Origin of the sequence: Bacillus cereus group sp. MYBK216-1 (assembly GCF_051916495.1) — a bacterium.
Taxonomy (GTDB): Bacteria; Bacillota; Bacilli; order Bacillales; family Bacillaceae_G; genus Bacillus_A; species Bacillus_A thuringiensis_K.
On record NZ_JBQAGT010000002.1, the window covers coordinates 353,142 to 377,552 of the forward strand.

Genomic DNA, 24,411 nt, shown 5'->3' on the forward strand with positions numbered 1-24,411 from the left:
TGGATGCGTATTCTTGTTATGTATAACAAGAATACGCATTTTAATAACAACATTTATTTTCATACTTATGCACTATGTTTTAAAAAGAAACATTAGAAAAGCGGATAGAATCTAAATAGTATATATTAAAAAAGTTTTCTGATATACATTGACAATGTATGTAACATCCATTAATCTTTAATTGTTAATGATAATCGATTTCATCTAGGGAGGACATATGATACATACTAAAAAACTAATTATGTTCTGCATTACGATACTCATGGTTGTAATTGCAGGATGTAGTAAAGAAGAGAAAAAAGAAAATAATATATCAGCGAAAGCAAAAGATTCATATACGATAAAGCATGCAATGGGTGAAACGATAGTAAATGGTACACCTAAAAAAGTTGTTGTTTTAACAAATGAAGGCGCAGAGGCTCTCCTAGCTGTGGGCGTAACGCCAGTGGGGACTACGAAACCACGTGCTGGTGATGAATGGTATCCTCATATAGCGAAAGAGTTAAAAAACACGGAAGTTGTAGGAACTGAACGTGATATTAATTTAGAGGCTGTAATGAAGCTTAAGCCAGATTTAATTATCGGAAATAAAATGCGTCATGAAAAAATATATGATCAGCTAAAAGAAATCGCACCAACTGTTTATGCAGAAACATTACGCGGTGATTGGAAAGAAAACTTTACACTTTATACAAAATCTGTAAATAAAGAAAAAGAAGGGCAGAAAGCTCTTGATGATTATAAAAAACGTATTGAAGGAATGAAAGAGAAGTTAGGCGATAATTTGAATTCTAAAGTTTCTATTATTCGTTTCGTACCAGGTGACGTTCGTATTTATCAAAAAAACTCATTCTCGGGCGTTGTTTTAAATGATATTGGATTTAAACGACCACCATTACAAGATAAAGATGATTTTGCGATAAAAGGAATTACAAAAGAGCAAATTCCAAATATGGACGGAGACTACTTATTCTATTTCACGTCTGATAAAGATGCAGATAAGAATAATGAAGGAAATTCGTTAGCAAAGGAATGGATAGAAGATCCACTCTTTAAGCAACTACAGGCTTCTAAAAATAATAAAGTATTCCAAGTAGACGAGGTAATCTGGAATACAGCAGGCGGTATTAAAGCTGCGAACCTTATGTTAGATGATATTGAAAAATATTTCCTTAAATAAATGATAAAATACATCACTTTTACGAAGTGATGTATTTTTTGTTTGTGAAAATACAGAAAATTCCTTCTTTCAGGGTGTCATAAGTTGTACAATAAAATCAATCATGTGATAAAGGAGTGGGGAAGAATGAAAGCTACTCATAAAGATTGGATCTTGTTTAATGGGAGAATGATTAATACGAAGGAAGAACAGCCGATGGTCGCATTAGAAGAGCGAGGCTTCCAATTTGGTGATGGGATTTATGAAGTATTTAGACTATACGACGGCAAGCCTCATTTATTAGATTTACATTTGAAAAGATTCTTTAACTCTATGGCAGAAATAAAACTAATTCCACCATTTACGAAGGAAGAATTAGTAGAAGAGTTATATCAAATGATTGAAAAAAATCAATTTCAAGAAGATGGGAATGTATATTTACAAATATCAAGAGGTGCACAACCGCGCAATCATGTATATGAATCAGATTTACAACCGACATATTTTGCAAATCTTGTTTCGTTCCCAAGACCAGTTGCTTCAATGGAGGCAGGGATTAAGGTGACAGTAGAAGAGGACATCAGGTGGAAATTTTGCCATATAAAATCTTTAAATTTGCTTCCTAATATCATGATCAAAAACAAAATAAATGAACAAGGTTATCAAGAAGCAATATTAGTACGAGATGGTATTGTGACTGAAGGATGTCATTCCAATTTCTTTATCGTGAAGAATAATAAGTTAATTACACATCCAGCGGATCATTTCATTTTACATGGTATTACACGTCACTACGTAATTACATTAGCGAAAGAGTTACATATCGATGTAGAGGAACGAGAGTTTTCATTACAAGAAGTATATGACGCTGAGGAGTGCTTCTTTACAGCGACGCCACTTGAAATATTCCCAGTCGTTCAAATTGGTGATGAACAGTTCGAGGCTGGTGAAAGAGGACCAATTACGAAAAAACTACAAGCTGCATACGAAGAGAGTATTCGTTTGTTTAAAGTGACAAATTAATCATGAAGAAAAAAGCTGGTATTCTTCCGGCTTTTTTTCATGATATAATTCAAGCATAGGACAAGTTTTGAAAACGCTGTAAAAAGGGGATTTAATATATGAATTATGAAAATTTTAAAGAAGTAATTCACGGAAGACGAAGTGTTAGAAAGTTTACAGATCAAGAAGTATCTACTAATGATATAAAAGAAATAATTGATTGTGCTCGTTACGCACCGAGTGATACCAATTCACAAACGTGGGAATTCTTAGTTATCATGAATCGAGAGAAGATTAAAGAAATTGAACAAATGACATGGGATGCATTACATAAACTTGCGGCAAAAGCAGCAGAAAATGGAGAAGAGAAAGCAGGGAAATTACTTACACGTTCTTTCGGACCATATGCAACAGCTTTCTCGGAGGCACCAGTATTAATCGTATGTTTGGCAACACCATATGAATCAAAGTTCCGTGAAAAGATATTTGATCCAATTGCTTTTGTTCCAAATTCAGTTTGGGAAGAAGAAGGCATTAAGAGTAGTTGTTTAGCGGCACAAAACTTAATGTTAGCTGCACATGCAAAGGGGCTTGGTACTTGTCCAATGACAGGGCCAGTATTGCTAGCTCAAGATGAACTGCGCCAATATTTACAAATTGAGCTTGAAAAACAAATAAATATGGTTATTTCACTCGGATTTCCGAAAGATAAACCGAAGAAACTTCCAAGAAAAGAAGTAGATGAGATTACAACGTTTGTTTTTTAATTGCTGTATAGAAAAGACATTGAACTAACAATGTCTTTTTATTTTTGAGGGTATGTAATTCATATGTTGGGCTAAAATGATAGATAAGAGGAAATTACTATTTATTTCATAAAAAAAATTAATGTTCTATTAAGGAAAGTATGATACATTAATCGTGAGCAAGATTCTATTTGTTCATGAAAGTGTTGAAAGTAGTCTCAAAATTTAAAAGTTATTTTTGTATAATAAATTATAATGAAGTTACAGGGGGGATGAATTTTGAAAAAATTCATAATCACTGGATTGTCTGTATTGTTATTAGTTGGTTGCGGTGCTCCACAGGAAAAAGAGGACGCGCAATCAAAACAGGAAGAACAAGTTGTAAACGCAAGTGATGAGAATATGGTTGAATTTCCTGAAGGAGCAATGTCAATTGGAGAAGGGAAAGTAAAAGTTATTACTCCAGATGGTACTTCAGAAAACGGCAATATACCGACTGTATTCATCAAAAAGGATACGTTAATTCAGCAAGTTGAATTAGAACTTTCTAATTTTCAAAGTGATAAAGAAACATTCGTATTTGTAGATCAAATGTATACGGATAAACATCAAGTAACTAGTACAACGCAGACAACAGTGCAGTTAAAAGAAAAAACGCTGGAAACAGGTAGTCATACAATTACTGCAGTTCAGTATGAAAACAATGACCCGAAAGGAAAGGTTATTAGTTTTAATCAAGCAACATTTGAGACAAAACCAGCGTCTTAATATGAATAAAAAGTACATTACTCAAAAAGTAGTGTGCTTTTTTGTTTGGACTAGAGTGTGCAAGAGTGAATAACTTATTTCATTTTCTAATACGATTAAATAGGAAGTAATCACTTGTTACTACTATGACAGAGAAAGAGGTTGAAGATGTGAATCGGTGTATTCGTATCATTTTGATTAGCCTAATGATGGCAGTAATTTGGTTTACGATACAAGAGATGATTCAAGCTACGCTCAATTATCAAATTCATGACTTGTTAATAGGAGCTATTTGTTTTACCATTGTTTATCTATTATATGATAAACTCGGACTAAGGTAAGTTTCAGAAGAAAAATGTAGGTATTTCATTTAAAATGTCGAATAGTACACATGATGTCGTAATAACAAATTTTCTATTGTTTACTGTGAAACAGAAGAAGGAGAGATGGTGGTTATGAAACGAGCTCTTATTAATATTGATTATACATATGATTTTGTAGCGAAAAAAGGTGCTTTAACTTGCGGAAAACCAGGACAGGAAATTGAGAAGGAAATTGTACATATAACGAAGCAATATATTGAAAATGGAGATTACGTTGTCTTTGCTATTGATAAACATGAAGAAAATGATGTATATCATCCAGAATCAAAGTTATTCCCGTCTCATAATATAGCTGGTACAAGTGGAAGAGATTTGTTTGGTGAATTACAAGATGTGTACGAAACATATAAAAATGCAGAGAATGTATATTACATGGATAAAACACGGTATAGTGCATTTGCTGGAACGGATTTAGAGATGAAGCTAAGAGAAAGAGGAATTGAAGAGGTTCATCTTGTAGGGGTATGTACTGATATTTGTGTTCTTCATACAGCAGTAGATGCGTATAATAAAGGGTTTAAAATTGTTGTTTATGAAAAGGCAGTTGCATCTTTTAATGCGCAAGGACATGAATTTGCACTTGGACATTTTAAATCTTGTTTACATGCAGAAGTGAAATAAAAAAAAGGCCTTTAAAAAGGTCTCTTTTATTTGTCCTTGTTCATTGAAAACAGCTACCGCAACGCCTAATAAATTGAGTGGTCTTGATCCGACAACTTTTCTAAGTTCTTCAATATATCCCATTGTATGTAACCTCCGTAAGAAAAAATAAGAGCAAATAAACTATTCGTTATTATGTAAATATATTCCTCTTTATAAGGGGAGAGATGACATATAACTTATTTGTGTTATTTGGTAAAATATACATCAAAAAAGGTCAAACAAAATCTTTGACCTTTTTTGACCAAGTGTTATAATAAAGGCAGAAAGAGATAATCTTTCATTCATAAATAATAAGGAGGAAAAAATATGCGTAATTTATTTCCAGAGATAACAAAACGTCAAAATGGTATTTTTGATTTTGGGCCTTCTTTATTAGAAGGGATGACAGATGCTTTCTTTAAGCCACTGAACATGGATACTTTTAAAGTAGATGTTCATGAGCAATCTGATAAATATACTGTGAAAGCAGATTTACCAGGTTTTCAAAAAGAAAACATTCAAGTTGATTTTGAACAAGATGTATTAACGATTCAAGCAACTAACCATAATGAAGTAGAAGAAAAAAATGAGAATGGCACATATATTCGTAAAGAACGTTCTATAGGTTCTGTAACTCGACGCTTTAGTTTTAAACAAGTTGAGGCAGAAAATGTTAGAGCAAATTATAAAGATGGCGTACTGACAATAGAATTACCAAAATTGAAAGAAGAAAAAAACAGTAAGACAACAATTAACATCGAATAAAAGAGCTGATGATTTCAGCTCTTTTTTGTACTTAGTTAATAAATTAATTGAAATCTTAATGAGTAGAATAAAGTTGTAATATTAAAAAAATCACTATTAGCTCCCTTTAGATTATTAAAAAGGGTATATTTAAAGGGAAAGGAAAAAGAACACCTAGACATACTGTTTAAAGTGAATTAGTAATAGAGTCAAAATACATAGTAAGGGTAGTGGCATTTAAGATTAGGATAATAGATTTTTCTAGAACAAACTTAGGCGATTACGAATTTTTTAATTAGTAAGGAAGTGGTTAAATGAGCTTATTAACGCATACTGAAGAATTTTTTAATTATGTAAGAGAGTTTTTACTTTTAAGATTTTTACTATTTGCTTTAGTTTTAATCATTATTTCTTTTGTAATAAACCGTATTATTGATTGGTTTTTTAGGAAATCAAGCTTTTTTGATGAAGAGGTAGAGCAGACGATTCAAAGTGTAATTCGATCTATTTTTAGATATATCATTATCATCAGTCTTATCATATATTTAATTAGCCAATTTGTAGATATAAAAAGTATTATTGCAGGTGCAGGGATAGCTGGAGTTGTCATCGGTTTTGCTGCACAACAGATGCTAAAAGATGTTATATTAGGCTTTGCAAGATTAGCGGACAAAGAGTTTCGGGTTGGTGATTTTGTAACTTTTAACGGAACAAATTCAGGAACTATTGAAGAGATTAGTATTCGTTTTATGCAAATTCGTGAATGGTCAGGAAAACTACTTACCATCCCGCACGGAGAGATTAGAACGATACAAAATTTTAATAAAGGATGGATGCGTGTAATTGAACGCATCACGGTAAGTTATCAGGAAGATCCAACAAGAGTGAAGGAATTATTAGAAGAAGTATGTGTTATATGCAATGAAAAATTGAATCAAACTCTTTATAGAGTAGAGGATGAGGCTGTTGAACCATTTAAATACGTCGGTGTTACAGACTTAAATCCTAACTTGAAATATGTTGGGTATGAATTTTGTATTACAGGTTTAATAAAGCCAGAAGATTATTTTGAAACTTCTAGACAAGTAAGATTTGAATTAATGTCTATGTTCCATAAAAATCAAGTGCAAATGCCAGCAGCGAATATGGTTGTTACTACTGAAGGCTTACAGCATATCCATGGTGGACAATCTTTATCGGACAGCTAAAGTAGAATCATTTGTTAACAAAAATTTTGCTTCCAACATTGGATAGAATAACAATAATAAAATGATTGATATAAAGAAAGGGCTGAAGGAATTCGGTTCTTTTTTTATTTATAGAATTTAGAAATTTCTTAATGTTATAATTGTAGTTGGTGATGAGAATGAGCTTTGAAGAAAAAGAGATGCATCGTTTAGAAGCATTAAAAGAAATTGCTGAATTATTAAATGAAGCAACAAACTTACAGGATATGTTAGAAAAAGTGTTGCATACATTGTTACAAGTTATGAATTTACAAACAGGGTGGATATTCTTTATTGATGAAAATGGAAAGCACAGCATGCTTGTAGACGAAAATTTACCAGAGGCTCTTACGTGGCAAGAGAAGAAGCCGATGTGTGAAGGAAACTGTTGGTGTGTAGAACGTTTTGTGAATGGGAGATTGGAAAAAGCGACTAATATTATTGAATGTAAGCGAATAGAAGATGCAATTGAATGTAATTGGGGAGAGACAGAAGATGTTACACATCATGCGACAATTCCGCTTAGGTCTGGATTGGAAAAATTTGGTCTACTAAATGTGGCTGCACCTCACAAGACTCATTTTTCAGAGGAAGAGTTAGCGTTATTAGAATCAATTGCATTTCAAATTGGAACGACAATACAACGTATTCAATTAGTTGAGAAAGAACGTAAATATGTAGTGGTAGCGGAAAGAAATCGACTTGCACGTGATTTACATGATTCAGTAAAACAATTGTTATTTTCTATTATGCTAACAGCGAAAGGTACTCTGAATATGACGCAAGATAGAGAATTGCAAGAGATGTTAAGTTATATTGGAGAATTATCACAAGAAGCATTACAAGAGATGACGCTATTAATTTGGCAATTAAGACCTGAAGGATTAGAGAAAGGATTAGCAGAAGCAATTCAAAATTACGGGAAGTTATTAGGAGTTCAAGTGGAAGTTCGAATTGATGGGATGGTTTTAATTGGGGATGAAATAGAAGAAGTTTTATGGCGTATTAGCCAAGAGGCGTTACATAATTGTAAAAAGCATGCTTCGTGTGAAAAGGTACATGTTCTTTTAAAAATAGAAAATAACCAGTTACATTTTTACATAGAAGACAATGGAATAGGATTTATACAAGAACAAGTAAGGGAATCAGCACTTGGTCTGAAAAGTATGAAGGAACGTATTCAGTTAATGAAGGGATCGTTTCAAATTACAACAGAGCTGAAAAAGGGTACAAAAATAGAAATTCAATTGCCGATTTGAAGGGGAGAATAAGGTTGAAGATTAAACTGCTACTAGTTGAGGATCATCATATCGTTCGAAGAGGACTTGTATTCTTTTTGAAAACGAGAGAAGAATTTGAAATTATTGGGGAAGCGGAAAATGGCGAAGAGGCATTACATTTCGTGCAAAAAGAAAAACCGGATGTCGTACTAATGGATGTATCGATGCCGAAAATGGATGGAATTGAGGCAACAAAACGTCTAAAGCAATACGATGAGACGATAAAGGTACTTATATTAAGTAGTTTTTCAGAGCAAGATTATGTTATACCAGCACTTGAAGCTGGAGCAGATGGTTATCAATTAAAAGAAGTACAACCTGAACAACTTGTCGCTTCTATTATTGCAGTATATCAAGGAAATGCGAATTTTCACCCGAAAGTAACACCTGCATTAATAGGGCGTTCCGCAGTAAAGAAGGAAATAGAAAATCCTTTTTCAATGTTAACGAAAAGAGAGCAAGAGGTACTTCGCGAAATTGCGAAAGGAAGAAGCAACAAGGAGATTGCAGCAGAACTTTATATTACAGAACAAACTGTGAAAACACACGTTTCAAACGTTTTAGCTAAATTGGAAGTGGACGATCGTACGCAAGCCGCATTATACGCAGTTAAACATGGGGAGAATTATTCATAAGTATGAATAATTCTATTATATCGTATGACAGAATACATAGGAGCAATTAAATTTATAGTAATCCCTAATATAGGTTTTTCTTCTTTCAATAATTAGGTACAATAAAGTGAAACTCTAATCAGTGGGGGACCATCCCCACTGATGATTAGTTTAACTAATCGGTTTTTACAGGATAAAGCTACGATGGAAGGGGAGGATATGCTATGCCTGATACAAGAAGTGGGATTGGAAAGATTCAGGCTTCGTTAAATGGTTTATCACCGAAATTGCGAAGTATTGCCGAACATATTTTGAAACATCCACAAGATGTTGTACATAAATCTATTACAGAATTAGCTGAAGTTACGAGTAGTTCCGAAGCTACGATATTCCGCTTATGTAAACACCTTGGTTTGCAAGGTTTTCAAGATTTAAAGATTACATTAGCTCGTGAAATTGTACATACACCGATGCAAAATATTCATGAAGAGGTATCAGCAGAAGATAGTATGGTAACTGTTGCTAAAAAAGTTTTTCATTCGCATATTACAGGACTGCAAGATACTTTACATTTGCTAAATGAAACGGCACTTGAGCAGGCTGTACGAGCCTTGCAAGAAGCAAGTCGAATTGAGTTTTATGGAAATGGTGGCTCTGGTATTATTGCAATGGATGCGTATCATAAGTTTATGAGAACGGGTATTTCTTGTATCGCTCATACTGATTCGCATTTTCAAATTATGGGAGCAGGTTTACTCTCAAAAAACTCAGTTGTTATTGGTATTTCTCATTCTGGTAGCAATAAAGGATTACTTGAAGCATTAGAAGTAGCGAAAGCAAGAGGGGCCAAAATTATTGCGATTACGAGCTATAAGAAATCAGCATTAAGTCAACTTGCTGATATAACGTTATATACATCAACACGTGAGACTGAATTCCGCACAGAAGCAAGTTCATCCAGATTAGCACAGTTAAGCTTATTAGATACTTTGTATGTAGGGTTGTCGTTGCAGCGACAAGAGGAAACTCTAAAAAATTTACAAAGTATACGTGAAACGATTTCGATGAAGCGAATATAAAAAAGCTCTTCAAATGAAGAGCTTTCAGACTGTAGACAAACTATTTTTGGAGAGTTCAAATGCTAAAAGTAGTTTGTTTCTTATTTTAGGGATAATTTATCCAATGACATTTATATGTAGTGCTTTCTATACTATAATTTACTATAAGTGAGGAAGGTGTCTTATGAAAATATCTGTTTATGTTGCAAGTGCATTTAGCAAGGATCATAAAGGCGGAAATAAAGCAGGAGTGGTATTTATTGAGGATACATTGACCACTACTCAAAAAATGGAAATAGCCAAACAACTGGGCTATGCGGAAACCGCATTTATATCAGAATCTGAACTTGCTGATTATAAATTTGAGTATTTTACACCGAAAGAAGAAGTTGATTTATGTGGTCATGCCACAATTGGCTCTTTCGCGATACTAATGCATTTAAATAAACTTTTCAGGAATCGCTATACGATTGAAACGAACAGCGGTGTTCTTACTATTACTATAAAAGATGACATTATATTCATGGAACAAAATAAACCGATATTCTATGATGTTGTATCTCCAAACGAGTTCACCGACTGTTTTGATAGTAAAAATATAGAAAATAAATACCCAATTCAAATTGTCTCCACAGGCTTAAAAGATATTTTAATTCCTATAAAAAGTGAAACACAATTACATGCACTGCAACCTAATTTTGAAAAAATTAAAGAAATCAGCAAGTATTATAATGTTGTCGGGATGCATCTATATACTTTTAATGACAATCGAATTATATGCAGAAATTTTGCTCCGCTATACGACATCAATGAAGAAGCAGCGACTGGAACTTCGAACGGTGCATTAGCTTGCTACCTTTATGAACAGGACTACTTGAAAAAAGAAGTCTATGTATTTGAACAAGGGTATTCTTTACACTCGCCTTCTGAAATATTAGTTAAATTAGCAACCAATAGCAAAAATAAAATAGAAAAAGTTTATGTTGGTGGCAAAGGATATTACTGTGAAACTAAGTGTTTACATGTAGAAAATATTGAGTGAAGAGCTTTTTTATCGATGAGAAGTTTGTTAATTTATTTTGTTTTAGAAATATGTGACTTACTTATAGTCAATGATAAACTCTCATTTTTAAAAATTTAAAATAAAGACCGATTTGTGTAATAATTCAAATATTGTTCGTAATTTCACAAGTTGTTTATGAAGTGTCATGTTATGATGAAGATGTAATGATGATTGAACACTTAAATTTGGTACAATAACTAGCCAAAGTAGTGAAGAAAGTAGTTGTGAGATAAACTCATTAAAATGCTAAAACACTAAAGGGGAGATTACATATGAAAGCAGTAGTGGTTAATAAAAACAGCAAAGCAAACATCGAAGTGATTGACAAAGAATTACGTCCGTTACACTCAGGTGAAGCGTTAGTAGATGTAGAGTATTGTGGAGTTTGCCACACTGATTTACACGTTGCAAATCATGATTTTGGTAACACTGATGGCCGTATTCTTGGTCATGAGGGTGTAGGTATTGTTACGAAAATAGCTGATGATGTTACTTCACTAAAGATAGGTGACCGTGTAAGTATTGCATGGATGTTCCAATCTTGTGGACGTTGTGAATATTGCGTAACTGGTAGAGAAACATTTTGCCGTGAAGTTAAAAACGCTGGTTATTCAGTGGATGGTGGTATGGCTGAACAATGTATCGTTACAGCTGATTATGCGGTAAAAGTACCAGAAGGATTAGATCCTGCTCAAGCATCATCAATTACTTGTGCTGGTGTAACTACATATAAAGCTATTAAAGTATCAGATATTAAACCTAGTCAACCTATTGTAATCTATGGCTGCGGTGGATTAGGTAACTTAGCTATCCAATATGCTAAAAATGTATTTGGTGCAAAGGTAATCGCAGTAGACATTAATGATGACAAATTAGCCTTAGCAAAAGAAGTTGGTGCTGATATGACTATCAATCCAATTTCTCAAGGTCCTGCTGATAAAATTGTGCAAGAGGAGTTTGGTGGCGCTTATGCTGCGGTAGTAACAGCAGTCTCTAAAGTAGCCTTTAACTCAGCAGTTGATGCAGTACGTGCTTGCGGTAAAGTAGTTGCAGTAGGGCTACCAGTAGAAACAATGGACTTAAACATCCCACGACTTGTACTGGATGGAATTGAAGTAGTTGGTTCTCTAGTTGGTACTCGTAAAGATTTGGAAGAGGCGTTTATGTTCGGGGCAGAAGGAAAAGTAGTGCCGGTTGTTCAAACTTGTTCTCTAGATAAAGTACAAAATGTATTCGAAGAAATGGAACAAGGTAGAATTCAAGGGCGTATGGTAATTGATTTTAAAAAACATAATAATTGTGATTGCAAATAATTCACTTTAAATATAAAAAGCATGAGTCTAGCAAATACATGTAAAAAAGTTAGACAGCATAAGAAGATGATCCCTGTATTTAATAGGAATCATCTTCTTTATTTTCTAATAATATCAATGCAAATTAATACTTGATTAATGAGAAATGATTAAAGGTTTACTTTATTTGCAAACGAAAAAGAATCTTTATGTTTAACAAATTTTTTATGATCTGGAACGTTTTGAATTGCTACAATTTGCGAATCTCTTGCTTTCAGTGAATCTTGAATCCCGATGGTCATAAGCTTAATAAATAGAATGGTAATAAAGAATGAAGCGAGGGTATAAAAAATAATCCACCATGAAAGATTCATTTCATTACGATTTAATCCAATAAGGCCTGCCCAATCATTAGATAGAGAAACAGGTTTGAGCACTCCGTCATAGAGTTCACGCATTTGTATGCCGCCAATTACAATGTTAAGCAACGCTAAATGGATAACGAGTATGAGTGTTTGGACGATATGTTCCATAAATAATACAAATAAGCGGTCAAGTAATAAGACTCGTAAGTGTTTTTTAATAATATGAAAACGACTAGCCCCCAGTAATTGTGAACTTAAGATGTAATCTTGTTTCATAAATTCATCAACCTCTGAGGATATGTATAAAGAAAGTGTAGGCAGAGCGACAAAAATAAGTACGAGTACTTGATAAAACGTAAATGAAATATTTGGATCTACCCCATCAGCATTTGATGTAATTATAATATTAACGGGCGTGATGAGTATGAATGCGATAAATAGAGTTGGAATATAATAAAAAACTTCTGAGCATGACTGGAAAAATCTCTTGAGTTTTGGAGCAAATAAACTTAAGAGGATTCCTATACATGTTCCGCATAAAATTCGAAAGAAGCTAATTGCCACGGCTAATAAAATAGTGAATTTTGCTCCTTCTACAATTTGTAAGAAAACAGACTCTCCAAAACGATCAGATCCAAAAGGTGGAATTAACGATGGCGGAAAGGGGGCCTTTCCAAGTAATTCGTTATTGTCATTGTAAAGTAACTGAGGAGGTTTTGGGATGTTATCTTTAAAGAACCAACTATAAATAAAACTAGCTGAAATAAGTATGAATAGATAAGCAAAGCCGATTAAAAAGCGTTTTGATTTCCAAATAGATTTCATAATGATACTCCTTTCAATTGCTTTTTCCATCTATTCATCATGAATGAGGCTATTTGGAAAATGGCGTAAAATGGTAAAATTATCATAACAAGTATGATAAATGCAGCTGGAGGTGAAACAAACGCCTTATTAAATAAAAATTGAATAATGCCTTCCATATTAAAAACAAATTCTAAAATGAATAAATTAGAAAGTAAGAAAACAAAAATTGTTTTTAAATGGTGGAAGAAGTGGATAGATATATTTTTGAATAAATGGATGCATAGTATATAACTTGAGGTAAGGCCTTTTCCATATGCAACCTCTACGTAATGTTTTCCTTGCTCTTCTTTTATGTATAACACCATCATCCGAAACATTTGTAATGTAGGTAAGACAGCTAATGATAAAATAGGGAGTAAATAAGCTCGATTTTCATTAAAAGAAATAATAGTGATAGGAGATTCCCCAAATTTCTGAAGTACCCATATGAAAAATATTTGCAAACAAATCATCATCATCATATCAGGGACAGCTTCTAATATGAACACAATTCGGTTTATCCATTTTTTTATATAATCTTTTGCTAAAAAATAAAAAAATGCCATGCTAGATGATAAAAAGAGAGCAAGAAAAAAGGCTGAAAATAATATAGTAAATGAATATAGGTAAGGTTCTAAAACAGTTGGAAATAATGGTGTTTTTTTGAAATGGCCAAACTTCGGGTCTGATCCTATAATCACTAATGATTCAGGGGAAAAAACCTGTTTTAACATAGTAACGGTCTGATTAAAAAAATAAATTGGTTGAAAGGTAAATCCTTGTTGGGTGATAAATAAATAAGGTAAATTTAATAATAGTAAGAGTGATAAAAGAATTGATGAAAGCTTAATTGTGAATTGAGATATTTTATTTAACATTAAATCCCTCCGACATCTTTTTACAACATTATACAATAAATTCCGTGTTATTGTTTTTATTTTTCTGAAAAATAAAAATACTTTTTGGTTTTATAGTATGCAAGATATATTTACAAGATAAAAAAGGGTTAGTAGGGGGCCGCGCTCTATGTTTATCGAGATAAAAGACTAGTGAACCTAAAACAATAAATAAGAGCAAAATGCACAGAATTCTCATTCTGCGGTTAGTTACTTTTCTTGGCTTGATGGTGATGTTACGTGACCGCTAAAAATGAATATTGTTTTTCAACTCTTTCTTCAAGCAAATAAGTAGAACGTATGGAGGACTATGTATGTGTTGTTAATGGGAGGAAAGAGTGTATTGCGTAACGAATATAACGTAAGTTTACCGCATGGAAAAGCTAAATGTAGTATATAAGTGAAATGGAATGAGGGGATTTATTTTTTGGTATGAAAAAAATTTTCTCTGTATAACTTGATAAATGAAAAAATATTTTATATACTAATTCATGTAAACGGTTTACTAAATCGTATTTTGCTAGAAATGAAGGGAAGATTCGCATGGAAACAAGGGGGAGAGTAATCGGGATTGATATCGGTACCACAAGTACAAAAACGGTTGTGTTCACAGAAAAAGGAAAAGTCATTGCATCACATGCAATCGATTACCCAATTATTCAACCGAATGTAGGATGGGCTGAGCAAGATCCTGATGTAATATGTGCCGCTGTATACAAAAGTGTAAGCGTTGCCATTGAAAAAGGTAATGTATTACCAGAAGATATTTCTTCAATCGGTATTAGTACAGCTATGCACGCATTAATTGCAGTAGATGAAAATGGTGAGCCATTAACGCGTTCTATCATTTGGGCAGATAATCGAAGTACGAAGCAATCAGAAAAATTATTACAACAAATGAATGGGCATGAAATTTATAGACGTACAGGTACACCGATTCATCCGATGTCACCACTTTCTAAATTGTTATGGATGAAAGAAGAGGAACCAGAGTTATATACAAGTGCCTATAAATTCATTTCCATTAAAGAGTATGTGATTTACCAATTATTTTCACGCTACGTAGTTGATTATTCGATTGCTTCTGCTACGGGGTTATTTAATTTAGAAACATTAAACTGGGATGAAGATGTTTTAACTATGTTACATATGTCACCAGAACAATTATCAACCCCTGTACCAACTACATATATTTTATCAGGTATGAAGCCAGAATTAGCACAGAAGATGGGGATAAGTGCAGAAACACCAATTGTCATCGGAGCAAGTGATGGGGTTCTTGCAAATGTAGGAGTTGGTGCGATATCACCGGGTGCGGCTGCAATTACGATTGGAACGAGTGGTGCGGTTCGAACAATCTCATCAAATATAAATACAGATGAGAAAGGGAGAACGTTTTGTTACGCATTAACAGATGAGCACTGGGTAATCGGTGGTCCAACGAATAACGGTGGAATATTACTGAGATGGTTACGTGATGAATTTGGTAGTCCAGAGCAAGAAGTAGCAAGAAAGCTCGGCATTGATCCTTATGATTTATTAATTAAATATGCAGAAAGCGTACCAGCTGGAGCGGATGGACTATTGTTCTTACCTTTCTTATCTGGAGAACGCGCACCTTACTGGAATGCAAATGCTCGTGGTACATTCTTTGGAATCAATCTTCAACATAAGCGAGAACATTTTATACGTGCAGTGATGGAAGGTGTTTGTATGAGTGTATATTCAGTAGCACTCGCAATCAGGGATTGTACAGGGCCACTTACTGAAATACGAGTTTCAGGAGGGTTTGCAAAATCTGCATTTTGGAGACAAATGTTGTCCGATATGATGGGAAAAGAATTGCTTGTACCTGAAAGTCATGAAGCATCTGCGCTTGGGGCAGCAGCAGTTGCTTTGTATGCTGTAGGAAAAATTGATTCTCTTGAAGAGGTAAAGGATTGGATTGATATTGTCCATCATCATGTACCGAATAAAGAAAATACGGCTATATATTTAGAAATGTTTTATATGTATGAACGACTTTACAATCGCTTGAAAGAAGAATTTGATTGTATAGCTGCTTTCCAACGTAAACAATAGGGGGATTGGGAGAAATGGTAGTTGGGATCGTACTAGCGGCAGTTGTCATACTACTTTTACTTATTACGGTAGTAAAATGGCATCCATTTGTCGCATTAATTTTAACAGCAATTGGTGTAGGATTAGCAATGGGAATGCCTTTAATTGGAACTTCACCAAAAGATCCAGGGATTATTGATTCTATTAAACTAGGGCTTGGTAATACGTTAGGATTTTTAGCAATAGTTTTAGCACTAGGAACGATGCTTGGAAAAATGATGGCCGAATCTGGTGGTGCTGAACGTATCGCTAACACATTAATTAATCGTTTTGGAAAGAAACGAGTTCATTGGGCGATGATGTTCGTTGCATTTTTAGTAGGGATTCCGGTATTTTTCCAAGTTGGATTTGTACTATTAATTCCGTTAGTATTTACAATTGCGTTAGAAACTGGGGTATCACTTATTACAATTGGTATTCCGCTAGTAGCAGGACTGTCAGTCGTACACGGACTTGTTCCACCGCATCCAGCGGCAATGGCGGCAGTTGGTATTTTTAAAGCAGATGTAGGGAAGACAATTTTATATGCGTTAATTGTCGGACTTCCAACTGCAATTATTTCAGGTCCACTTTACGGGAAATGGATTGGTGCTCGTATACATAAGGAAGTACCATTAGATATAGCGGAGCAATTTATTGAAAAAGATAATAAAAAAGAGCTTCCTAGCTTTTGGAATACATTGTTTACAATTTTACTTCCAGTATTTCTTATGCTTGGTGCATCAATAGCAGAAGTTGCATTAAATAAAACGAGTCAACTAGCACAAGTATTACACTTTATTGGAGATCCGATTGTGGCTTTATTAATTGCAACCATTTACTCTTTCTTTAGTCTTGGATATGCAAAAGGTTTCTCAAAAGATAAAGTGTTACAATTTACAAATGATTGCCTTGGACCTATTGCAAACATATTGTTAGTGATTGGTGCAGGCGGTGCATTTAATAAAGTATTATTAGATTCTGGAATTGGAACGACAATTGCAGATATGGCGAAAGAATCACATATTTCACCGATATTATTAGGGTGGGGAATTGCGGCACTAATCCGAATCGCAACTGGATCGGCAACTGTTTCTATGATGACAGCAGCTGGTATTGTTGCGCCGATTGCAGCAAGCACACCAGGTGTAAATGTTGAATTATTAGCACTTGCAACTGGTGCAGGGTCATTAATTTTATCACACGTGAATGATTCAGGATTTTGGATGATTAAAGAGTATTTCGGAATGACTGTGAAAGAAACGTTATTAACATGGACTGCAATGGAGACTATATTATCTGTAGTAGCACTTGGGCTAATTTCGATATTAAATATATTTGTATAGAATAGGAGATTGATTAATATGAAACTAGGTTTAATTGGATTAGGAAAAATGGGATTCCCATTAGCTGAACACTTACATGAAGACAAGCATGAAGTAGTAGTATACGATGTAAATAAAGAGCTTGTTGAAAAGGCAGGAAAACTAGGAATTACTGCACGTCATACATTAAAAGAAATGATTGCTGAACTAGAAGCTCCTCGTACAATTTGGGTAATGGTGCCTGCAGGAGAAGTTGTAGAGTCAGTATTAAAAGATGTTTATCCGTTATTAGATGAAGGTGATATCGTTATTGAAGGCGGAAATTCATTCTATAAAGATACGTTACGCCGTGCTGAAGAAGCAAAAAGCTTCGGATTACATTATGTAGATATCGGTACATCAGGCGGTGTAGAAGGAGCTAGATACGGTGCTTGCTTAATGGTTGGTGGAGAAAAAGAAATTTACGACCAATTAGAACCTTTATTTAAAGATTTAGCAGTAGAAAATGGCTATTCTTATGCTGGCCGTGTTGGTAGTGGTCATTTCTTGAAAATGGTTCATAACGGTATTGAGTACGGCATGATGCAAGCAATCGCTGAAGGATTTGAAGTACTAGATAAGAGTGACTTTGATTTTAATTATGAAGATGTTGCAAAAGTATGGGCGAACGGATCAGTTATCCGTGGTTGGTTAATGGACTTAACTGAAAAAGCATTTGCAGAAGATCCGAAACTAGATGGCATTAAAGGTGTAATGAACTCTTCAGGAGAAGGAAAATGGACTGTTGAAACTGCACTTGAACTTCAAGCTGCAGCACCAGTTATCGCTATGTCATTATTTATGCGCTATCGTTCTCAGGAAGATGATACATTCCATGGAAAAGTAGTTTCAGCACTACGTAATCAGTTCGGTGGACATGAAGTTGTGAAAAAATAAGGATGTTTTTGAAAAGAAACTTGTGCATAAGCGCAAGTTTCTTTTTTATAGTTTAAGAAACTACTAATTTAAAAATACCAATCAATCATCGTTTTTTTGTCACAAATGACAGCTTCAACGTTCATTGAATGAACAATATATTCTATATTTTCTTCTTTAGCTAATAATAAGGTTATAAAGGAATTAAATATACTCATAAACGCATACTCATTATCTTCGCCAGTAATAATTAACTCATTATTGCTAATGTCCCAAATATCTAATGGAGTAGTATTATCTACCGCTAATAATCCGTTTGTATCAAGAATTGGTTCAGAGAAATATAAATTTTTTGCACCTTTAGAACCGAGGAGTATAAGTAATTTATGTAATAAAAATATAGACGTATAATCTTCTGTTGGATAATAAAGATCTTTTTTTAAGTTTGAATATAGCTTTTCAGCTAAATCCTCTCTTTTATATTCTTCTGTAAAAGCACCAATGGAAGTCAACATGGCCATTGCTAATTCTGCGTATGAATGTAATCCACTATAAGACATCATTTCCTTCCAAGAAACGGATTTCCCATTATGAACGATTTCTTCAGCGCTAGGATAGATGTGCTCATATGGTCTTTTTCTCACAGACTTTTCCCATCCTAAAGGCATTTGGACAAAAGGGTGTAGCAATATAGCTGCAGATTTACAGGTGCTTGGTAGTTGTTCTAAAATTGGTGATTTGTCATCTAGCCAAATGTAATCCAACAAAATATAACCTCCTCTTAGACTCTGAAATGTACGGATTCCCGCATTATGTTTTTTGTATTGATTGTATCAAATATAAAGCGCTGCATGAAATATGTCCCAACATAAAAGTAAGAATAAATAAAATGAAGTTTTCATAAATAGTAAAAGGGTGCTTATGTCATCAGTATAGCTAAGAAATGTTGTTACATATGAGAAGAGCGTGTTAATAAAATATGAGGTGGTTAAATGGGAAATGAGCAAGTGAAGTCTGTAAAGGAAGAAAAAAAGTTATGTCTTTGTATGATCGTCAAAAATGAGTCTAGAATTATGGAAAGATGTTTAAATGCAACAAAATCAATTGTAGACTTTGTTTCTATTTGTGATACTGGATCGACGGATAATACGCCTGAAATTATTGAAAATTGGTGTAAGGAAAATGAGATACCTGGGACGGTTCATCATGAGCCGTTTAAAAACTTTGGTTATAACAGAAGCTTAGCTGTTTCGTTAGCGCAAAAAACATACCCAGAAGCAGATTATTTATTAATATTAGATGCAGATATGATTTTAGAGGTTGGTCCGAATTTCGATAAAACGAGCTTAACGGAAGATCATTATCTTACACTGCAATATGATGTTCATATTAAATATTGGCTTACGCGTCTTTTAAAAGCTTCTTTACCATGGAAATCTGTCGGTGTTACTCATGAGTATTGGGATATAGATCGTTCAAAAGTTGGAGCGAATTACAATACGAGGGTAGCTCGGTTAGAGACTCTTGTCGTGAATGATCCCGGAGATGGCGGGAGCAAAGCTGATAAATTTGAAAGAGATGAGAGGTTGTTGTTACAAGGAATAAACGACCCAGAAACAACGCCAGATTTGCATATAAGATATTTATTTTATTTAGCTCAGACTTATTTTCATTTAAGTCAATTTGAGAATTCAATTAAATGGTATAAAAAACGAGTGGAAGCAGGAGGATGGGTTGAAGAGGTATTCTATTCGTTATTGCGAATAGGATTTTGTTATGAGCAGTTAGCAAATCGTTCAGCAAATAAACAAAATGAAGTGACAGATGCTGATGAAAAAGAAACTGTTAAAGGGCAAGAAGAGCAATATTTAGCATTAGCTGTTTTTTATTTTCAAAAAGCTTGGGAATATAGACCAACCCGGGCTGAACCATTATACCAACTTGCAAGGTTGTATCGATTACGATCTCAAAACAATATTGCTTTGATGTATGCTCTGCAAGGGAAGGAAATTCCTTTTCCAAAGGATGATCTACTATTTGTAGATTATCATGTGTATGATTACTTATTTGACTATGAAATTTCTATTAGTGCTTTCTATATACCTCATAAAAAACATTTAGGAGCGGTGTCGCAGAAGTATTTGGAATCGATAAAAGAAAAGATTCCATTTCATATAGCAAATATAGTAGAGAATAATGCGAAATTTTATTAAATACATTTTCGGTTAAAGGAGTAGTGGAGTAATCATGGAATTAATGCGATGGGCGATTGAACTAGGAGAATCGGTGCATGGAAATACGTATGAAGAATTGATGCCACTACTAGACTATTATTATGATCGTGATCATTTAAAAGCGTATTGTATCGCAAATCTTCTTTTAAACATGGATGTATTAGATGAGGATCGGGAAAGAATCGAATTAAGAAGATGCATCGCTGCTTATTATGCTGGATTATATAAAGTAGCAAGAAAACATGCAAATGAGTTGGTACTTAAACATCCAGATGTAGATTTATATAAAAATAATTTAAGATTAATGGAAGTTTATTTGAATAAAGAATATGATTATTGTCTTTTTATATGCCCAAAGACATACGGTAGTTTCATAGATGTTGCGCGAGCTTTAAAGTGGCGGTTGGAGCAGGAGGGAAATACCGTAATTATATCAGAAACAATACTGGAAAATGTAAAGAATACAGTTGTTTTTGGAGCACATACATACGCATATAACCCGAACCTTCTTCCGAAAGATGCAATTATTTATAATTTAGAACAGCTATACGAAGGAAGTCCATATGCGCACCCCCTTTATTTAATATTATTAAAAGATAGAGTGATTTGGGATTATAGTAAACAAAATATAGAATGGCTTAAACAAAAAGGGGTAGGAAAAGAAATAAAACATGTAGAAATGAACTATGCTCCCACTTTGGAAATAAAAAAAGATGCATTTGAAGATGAGATTACTGAAGATATTGATATTCTGTTTATAGGTGCTCTTAATCCGAGGCGGCAAGCTATTTTTGACCACCTAAAAGCGGTTGCGCCGAATTTAAATATAGTTTTTAAAAATAATGCGTGGGGAATTGTTAGAAATGAATTGATTGCTAGAGCTAAAATTATATTAAATATTCATTTTTACTTATCAGGAATTCTTGAAACACCTCGCGTGTCTTATGCAGTCGCAAATAAGAAATTTATTATTTCCGAAAATAGTAATCCAGAAGATGAGGTAGAGTGGCCAGGAATTGTATTTACTCCGTACGAAAAAATAATTGAAAACGTAATGAAATATATAGAATTACCAGAAGAACGGAAAAAATTAGCGGAAAAAGCATATAATCATTTTGAAGCAAATGAAAGTTTAGGTACGTTGAGTCTGAGAGATGAAACAAAGTAATTGTACGAAACTCATACGAAAGTATGAGTTCTTTTTTGTTTATTATACTATTTTATGAAGCAAGTTAACTCTTTATATTGTGTTTTGTATAGAAATTTCTGATAATATATAAGTAGAACTTGAAAACAAAGGGGAGAAATAATCATGAAACTAGTCGTTATTAACGGTACACCAAGAAAATTTGGTAGAACTCGCGTGGTGGCGAAATATATTGCGGATCAATTTGAAGGGGAATTATATGATTTAGCAATTGAGGATTTACCTTTATACAATGGAGAAGAGTCACAACGTGATTTAGAGGCAGTAAAAAAATTAAAAACGTTAGTGAAAGCTGCGGATGGGGTTGTATTATGTACACCAGAATATCATAATGCGATGAGCGGTGCGCTGAAAAACTCTTTAGATTACTTAAGTAGTAGTGAATTTATTCATAAACCAGTTGCGTTGTTAGCGGTTGCTGGTGGCGGTAAAGGTGGAATAAATGCATTAAACAGCATGCGAACGGTCGCTAGAGGTGTTTATGCAAATGCAATTCCAAAACAAGTTGTGCTTGATGGATTACATGTGCAAGATGGTGAACTTGGGGAAGATGCAAAACCATTAATTCATGATGTAGTTAAAGAATTGAAAGCATATATGAGCGTATATAAAGAGGTGAAAAAACAACTAGGAGTGGAGTGATATGTCCTCACTTTATCATGATTCTCGCTTGTATTACATTCTAGGAGCCAATAGTCTATCTGCTATTGGTTCCGGGATTGTTATGATAACGATTCCTTGGCTGTTAATTAAAGAGAGTGGAGGAGAGACAACATTTGGTTATGTTTCTATCATTGCAACCCTCATTATGTTTTTATTAACACCATTCATTGGGCAAAGTATTGATCGTTTTTCAAGAAAATCTTTATTGCTATGTAACGAAGGAATCGGAATAGCCGTAATCGGAATAATGGTTATATGGGGATTTGCTGGGCAACCTTATCATTCTATTCACTATATTCTTATTTATATAGCCGGATTATTCTACTATTTATTATTTTATCCTACAATATTTGCGTTCAACCAAGAGATATTTCAAGCAGAACATTATAAAAGTTTAAGTGGAACGATGGAAATACAAGGACAGTTAACACAAGTTATTTCTGGAGCGGCCGCGAGCTTCTTAATTGAAATTGTATCTTTGAAGTGGATTTTATTAGTAGACATGTTAACTTTTGCTGGAGCATTTTTTCTTTTCTTATGTATACCGTACGTAAAGAAAAAAGAAGTGAAAAGAAAAATAACATTTAAGAAGCAATTGTTTGAAGGAATTCACTTTATGAAAAAATGTCCTAAGCTCTTTTGGTTCTTACTGGCCACTTATATGCCGTTTATAGGTGTCATGATGGCAAATTATTTAATACCAGTGTATATTTCGGATATACTAAAAGCCAATGCCTCTGTATACGCAATAGAGGGCACGATGTACGGTGTCGGAGCGGTTGTTGCAGGGATCTGTATTCCACTCATAATGAAATATATCAAAACAGAAGTTTCAATCGTTATGACGATGTTCATTTATGTAATTTCAATTACTGCAATGAGTATTGAACCTTCTGTATTGTTTTTATATGGACTAGCGATTTTTCATGCAATTGGAAATGCGGGTACAAGAGTGGCGAGAAATGTATTGATGATGGAGGAAATTCCAAATGAAGTAATGGGACGTGTAGACAGCTTATTTCGCCTAATTGGTACTGGAATACGAATTGTATTATTAATGTTGTTTACAGCGGGTGTATCTAAAGCCGGAGTAATGCTTCCATTTTACGTATTAAGCTGCATATTGATCTTCTCATTAGGAATAGCTATTTATTATGTACTATCACAACGTAAAGTAGCGGCGAATGTTTCTAATAAATCAATCGTTTAAAAAAACACTTCTGCCTCCCTTTCTTTTTTTATATAATAAAAAAAGAAAGGGAGTGCAAACTTATTTATGAACAAATGGATCTTTCTTATAATTTTATTATTACCGCCACTATATATCATTTATATGACGTTTAGAATGAACAAAGTTGCTCGTGAAAAGTTGAGCTATCACTCTCCGTACGTTCTTATACTGGGTGCAAAGTTATTTGGAGATAGACCGTCTTTATCTCTTCAAAATCGTTTGGATGTAGCGTTGGAGTATTTATTTTCCCATCCTGAATCGAAAGTAATTGTTTCAGGTGGTCAAGGAGAAGATGAAGATATACCGGAAGCTCACAGCATGAGAAACTATTTAATGGTACACGGTATAGATGAGAGTCGTATTTTAATAGAAGATCAATCTACAAATACGTATGAAAACTTAAAGTTTAGTATGGATTTATATAATGTGAAACATGCAGTAGTTGTAAGTAATACGTATCATTTATATCGAACGAAAATAATTGCAAAGCGTTTAGGCATGAAGATGGAGGCACTAGCTGCTGAAACACCAATTCGTTCTAAGAGAAAAATGTATGTTCGCGAATATGCTGCTATTATGAAAACAATATTGTTCGACCGTTAGAGCTCAAATGTGAGCTCTTTTTTAATTTAAAAGCGTATCATTTGAAATGAATGCCATATTCCATCAAAAT

Annotated in this window: 24 protein-coding genes and 1 pseudogene; 21 read left to right on the plus strand and 4 right to left on the minus strand. The window is 33.9% G+C overall.

The window, feature by feature from the left end:
- Positions 1-217: 217 nt before the first annotated feature.
- The 6 genes from ACTFRH_RS07430 to ACTFRH_RS07455 all read left to right on the plus strand — a co-directional run bounded on the left by ACTFRH_RS07430 (position 218) and on the right by ACTFRH_RS07455 (position 4,658).
- The gene (locus ACTFRH_RS07430) at positions 218-1,180 is read left to right on the plus strand and encodes an ABC transporter substrate-binding protein (RefSeq protein WP_000581997.1); all 963 of its coding nucleotides are present in this window, start codon (positions 218-220) and stop codon (positions 1,178-1,180) included.
- A 126-nt stretch (positions 1,181-1,306) separates the two neighbouring features.
- A complete protein-coding gene (dat, locus tag ACTFRH_RS07435; RefSeq protein ID WP_000648388.1) occupies positions 1,307-2,182 on the plus strand; it encodes a D-amino-acid transaminase in 876 nt (291 codons plus the stop codon).
- A 98-nt stretch (positions 2,183-2,280) separates the two neighbouring features.
- The gene (locus ACTFRH_RS07440) at positions 2,281-2,928 is read left to right on the plus strand and encodes a nitroreductase family protein (RefSeq protein WP_001105564.1); all 648 of its coding nucleotides are present in this window, start codon (positions 2,281-2,283) and stop codon (positions 2,926-2,928) included.
- A 258-nt stretch (positions 2,929-3,186) separates the two neighbouring features.
- Positions 3,187-3,675: a hypothetical protein gene (locus tag ACTFRH_RS07445; protein WP_000713492.1), complete on the plus strand. Its 489-nt coding sequence runs from the start codon at positions 3,187-3,189 to the stop codon at positions 3,673-3,675.
- A gap of 125 nt (positions 3,676-3,800) precedes the next feature.
- Positions 3,801-3,995: a hypothetical protein gene (locus ACTFRH_RS07450; protein ID WP_000136532.1), complete on the plus strand. Its 195-nt coding sequence runs from the start codon at positions 3,801-3,803 to the stop codon at positions 3,993-3,995.
- 114 nt (positions 3,996-4,109) lie between these two features.
- Positions 4,110-4,658 carry a cysteine hydrolase family protein gene (locus ACTFRH_RS07455; RefSeq protein WP_000816794.1) on the plus strand — a complete coding sequence of 183 codons (549 nt, stop codon included), beginning with the start codon at positions 4,110-4,112 and terminating at the stop codon, positions 4,656-4,658.
- On the opposite strand, the gene ACTFRH_RS07460 is transcribed toward ACTFRH_RS07455, so the two are convergent.
- Positions 4,638-4,781, minus strand: coding sequence for a hypothetical protein (locus ACTFRH_RS07460; RefSeq protein ID WP_002163998.1), 144 nt, complete (start codon positions 4,779-4,781; stop codon positions 4,638-4,640). The genes ACTFRH_RS07455 and ACTFRH_RS07460 overlap by 21 nt on opposite strands.
- A 225-nt stretch (positions 4,782-5,006) precedes the next feature.
- On the opposite strand from ACTFRH_RS07460, the gene ACTFRH_RS07465 reads away from it, so the two are divergent.
- The 7 genes from ACTFRH_RS07465 (at position 5,007) to adhP (ending at position 11,977) form a co-directional block, all read left to right on the plus strand.
- On the plus strand, positions 5,007-5,444 hold the full coding sequence (locus ACTFRH_RS07465; protein ID WP_001245051.1) for an Hsp20/alpha crystallin family protein: 438 nt from the start codon (positions 5,007-5,009) through the stop codon (positions 5,442-5,444).
- A 293-nt stretch (positions 5,445-5,737) separates the two neighbouring features.
- Positions 5,738-6,631 carry a mechanosensitive ion channel family protein gene (locus tag ACTFRH_RS07470; RefSeq protein WP_000055370.1) on the plus strand — a complete coding sequence of 298 codons (894 nt, stop codon included), beginning with the start codon at positions 5,738-5,740 and terminating at the stop codon, positions 6,629-6,631.
- A 179-nt stretch (positions 6,632-6,810) separates the two neighbouring features.
- Positions 6,811-7,908, plus strand: coding sequence for a two-component system sensor histidine kinase CasK (gene casK, locus ACTFRH_RS07475; RefSeq protein ID WP_178379673.1), 1,098 nt, complete (start codon positions 6,811-6,813; stop codon positions 7,906-7,908).
- A gap of 14 nt (positions 7,909-7,922) precedes the next feature.
- Complete coding sequence (gene casR / locus ACTFRH_RS07480) at positions 7,923-8,564, plus strand: two-component system response regulator CasR (RefSeq protein ID WP_000694627.1); 642 nt, start codon at positions 7,923-7,925, stop codon at positions 8,562-8,564.
- 203 nt (positions 8,565-8,767) lie between these two features.
- The gene (locus ACTFRH_RS07485) at positions 8,768-9,622 is read left to right on the plus strand and encodes a MurR/RpiR family transcriptional regulator (RefSeq protein ID WP_001113484.1); all 855 of its coding nucleotides are present in this window, start codon (positions 8,768-8,770) and stop codon (positions 9,620-9,622) included.
- 163 nt (positions 9,623-9,785) lie between these two features.
- Complete coding sequence (locus ACTFRH_RS07490; RefSeq protein ID WP_000704312.1) at positions 9,786-10,643, plus strand: PhzF family phenazine biosynthesis protein; 858 nt, start codon at positions 9,786-9,788, stop codon at positions 10,641-10,643.
- A gap of 293 nt (positions 10,644-10,936) precedes the next feature.
- Positions 10,937-11,977: an alcohol dehydrogenase AdhP gene (gene adhP, locus ACTFRH_RS07495; RefSeq protein ID WP_000649110.1), complete on the plus strand. Its 1,041-nt coding sequence runs from the start codon at positions 10,937-10,939 to the stop codon at positions 11,975-11,977.
- A gap of 149 nt (positions 11,978-12,126) precedes the next feature.
- Here adhP and ACTFRH_RS07500 read toward each other — a convergent pair whose 3' ends face one another.
- Entirely contained in the window at positions 12,127-13,146 is a 1,020-nt protein-coding gene (locus tag ACTFRH_RS07500; RefSeq protein WP_000836556.1) for an ABC transporter permease, read from the minus strand.
- On the minus strand, positions 13,143-14,045 hold the full coding sequence (locus tag ACTFRH_RS07505; protein WP_000932687.1) for an ABC transporter permease subunit: 903 nt from the start codon (positions 14,043-14,045) through the stop codon (positions 13,143-13,145). The genes ACTFRH_RS07500 and ACTFRH_RS07505 overlap by 4 nt, the downstream gene beginning before the upstream one ends.
- A 561-nt stretch (positions 14,046-14,606) precedes the next feature.
- On the opposite strand from ACTFRH_RS07505, the gene gntK reads away from it, so the two are divergent.
- The 3 genes from gntK to gnd are packed head-to-tail and all read left to right on the plus strand — an operon-like array spanning position 14,607 to position 18,424.
- Positions 14,607-16,145 (plus strand): gluconokinase, encoded by a 1,539-nt coding sequence (gntK, locus tag ACTFRH_RS07510; RefSeq protein ID WP_000450006.1) that lies wholly within the window; start codon positions 14,607-14,609, stop codon positions 16,143-16,145.
- Between the two features lie 14 nt (positions 16,146-16,159).
- Positions 16,160-17,509: a GntP family permease gene (locus ACTFRH_RS07515; RefSeq protein WP_000260203.1), complete on the plus strand. Its 1,350-nt coding sequence runs from the start codon at positions 16,160-16,162 to the stop codon at positions 17,507-17,509.
- Between the two features lie 18 nt (positions 17,510-17,527).
- A complete protein-coding gene (gene gnd, locus ACTFRH_RS07520; protein ID WP_000765982.1) occupies positions 17,528-18,424 on the plus strand; it encodes a phosphogluconate dehydrogenase (NAD(+)-dependent, decarboxylating) in 897 nt (298 codons plus the stop codon).
- 68 nt (positions 18,425-18,492) lie between these two features.
- On the opposite strand, the pseudogene ACTFRH_RS07525 reads toward gnd, so the two are convergent.
- Positions 18,493-19,256 (minus strand): annotated as a pseudogene (locus ACTFRH_RS07525) (DUF2711 family protein).
- Positions 19,257-19,395: 139 nt separating this feature from the next.
- Between ACTFRH_RS07525 and ACTFRH_RS07530 the strand changes: the two are divergent.
- The 5 genes from ACTFRH_RS07530 (at position 19,396) to ACTFRH_RS07550 (ending at position 24,341) form a co-directional block, all read left to right on the plus strand.
- Entirely contained in the window at positions 19,396-20,616 is a 1,221-nt protein-coding gene (locus tag ACTFRH_RS07530; protein ID WP_000526227.1) for a glycosyltransferase family 2 protein, read from the plus strand.
- A 34-nt stretch (positions 20,617-20,650) separates the two neighbouring features.
- Positions 20,651-21,805 carry a hypothetical protein gene (locus ACTFRH_RS07535; RefSeq protein ID WP_000422329.1) on the plus strand — a complete coding sequence of 385 codons (1,155 nt, stop codon included), beginning with the start codon at positions 20,651-20,653 and terminating at the stop codon, positions 21,803-21,805.
- A 144-nt stretch (positions 21,806-21,949) separates the two neighbouring features.
- On the plus strand, positions 21,950-22,486 hold the full coding sequence (locus ACTFRH_RS07540) for an NADPH-dependent FMN reductase (protein WP_000780352.1): 537 nt from the start codon (positions 21,950-21,952) through the stop codon (positions 22,484-22,486).
- A 1-nt stretch (position 22,487) separates the two neighbouring features.
- Positions 22,488-23,717: an MFS transporter gene (locus ACTFRH_RS07545; RefSeq protein ID WP_000097156.1), complete on the plus strand. Its 1,230-nt coding sequence runs from the start codon at positions 22,488-22,490 to the stop codon at positions 23,715-23,717.
- A gap of 66 nt (positions 23,718-23,783) precedes the next feature.
- A complete protein-coding gene (locus ACTFRH_RS07550; RefSeq protein WP_001045714.1) occupies positions 23,784-24,341 on the plus strand; it encodes a YdcF family protein in 558 nt (185 codons plus the stop codon).
- Positions 24,342-24,411 lie beyond the last annotated feature (70 nt).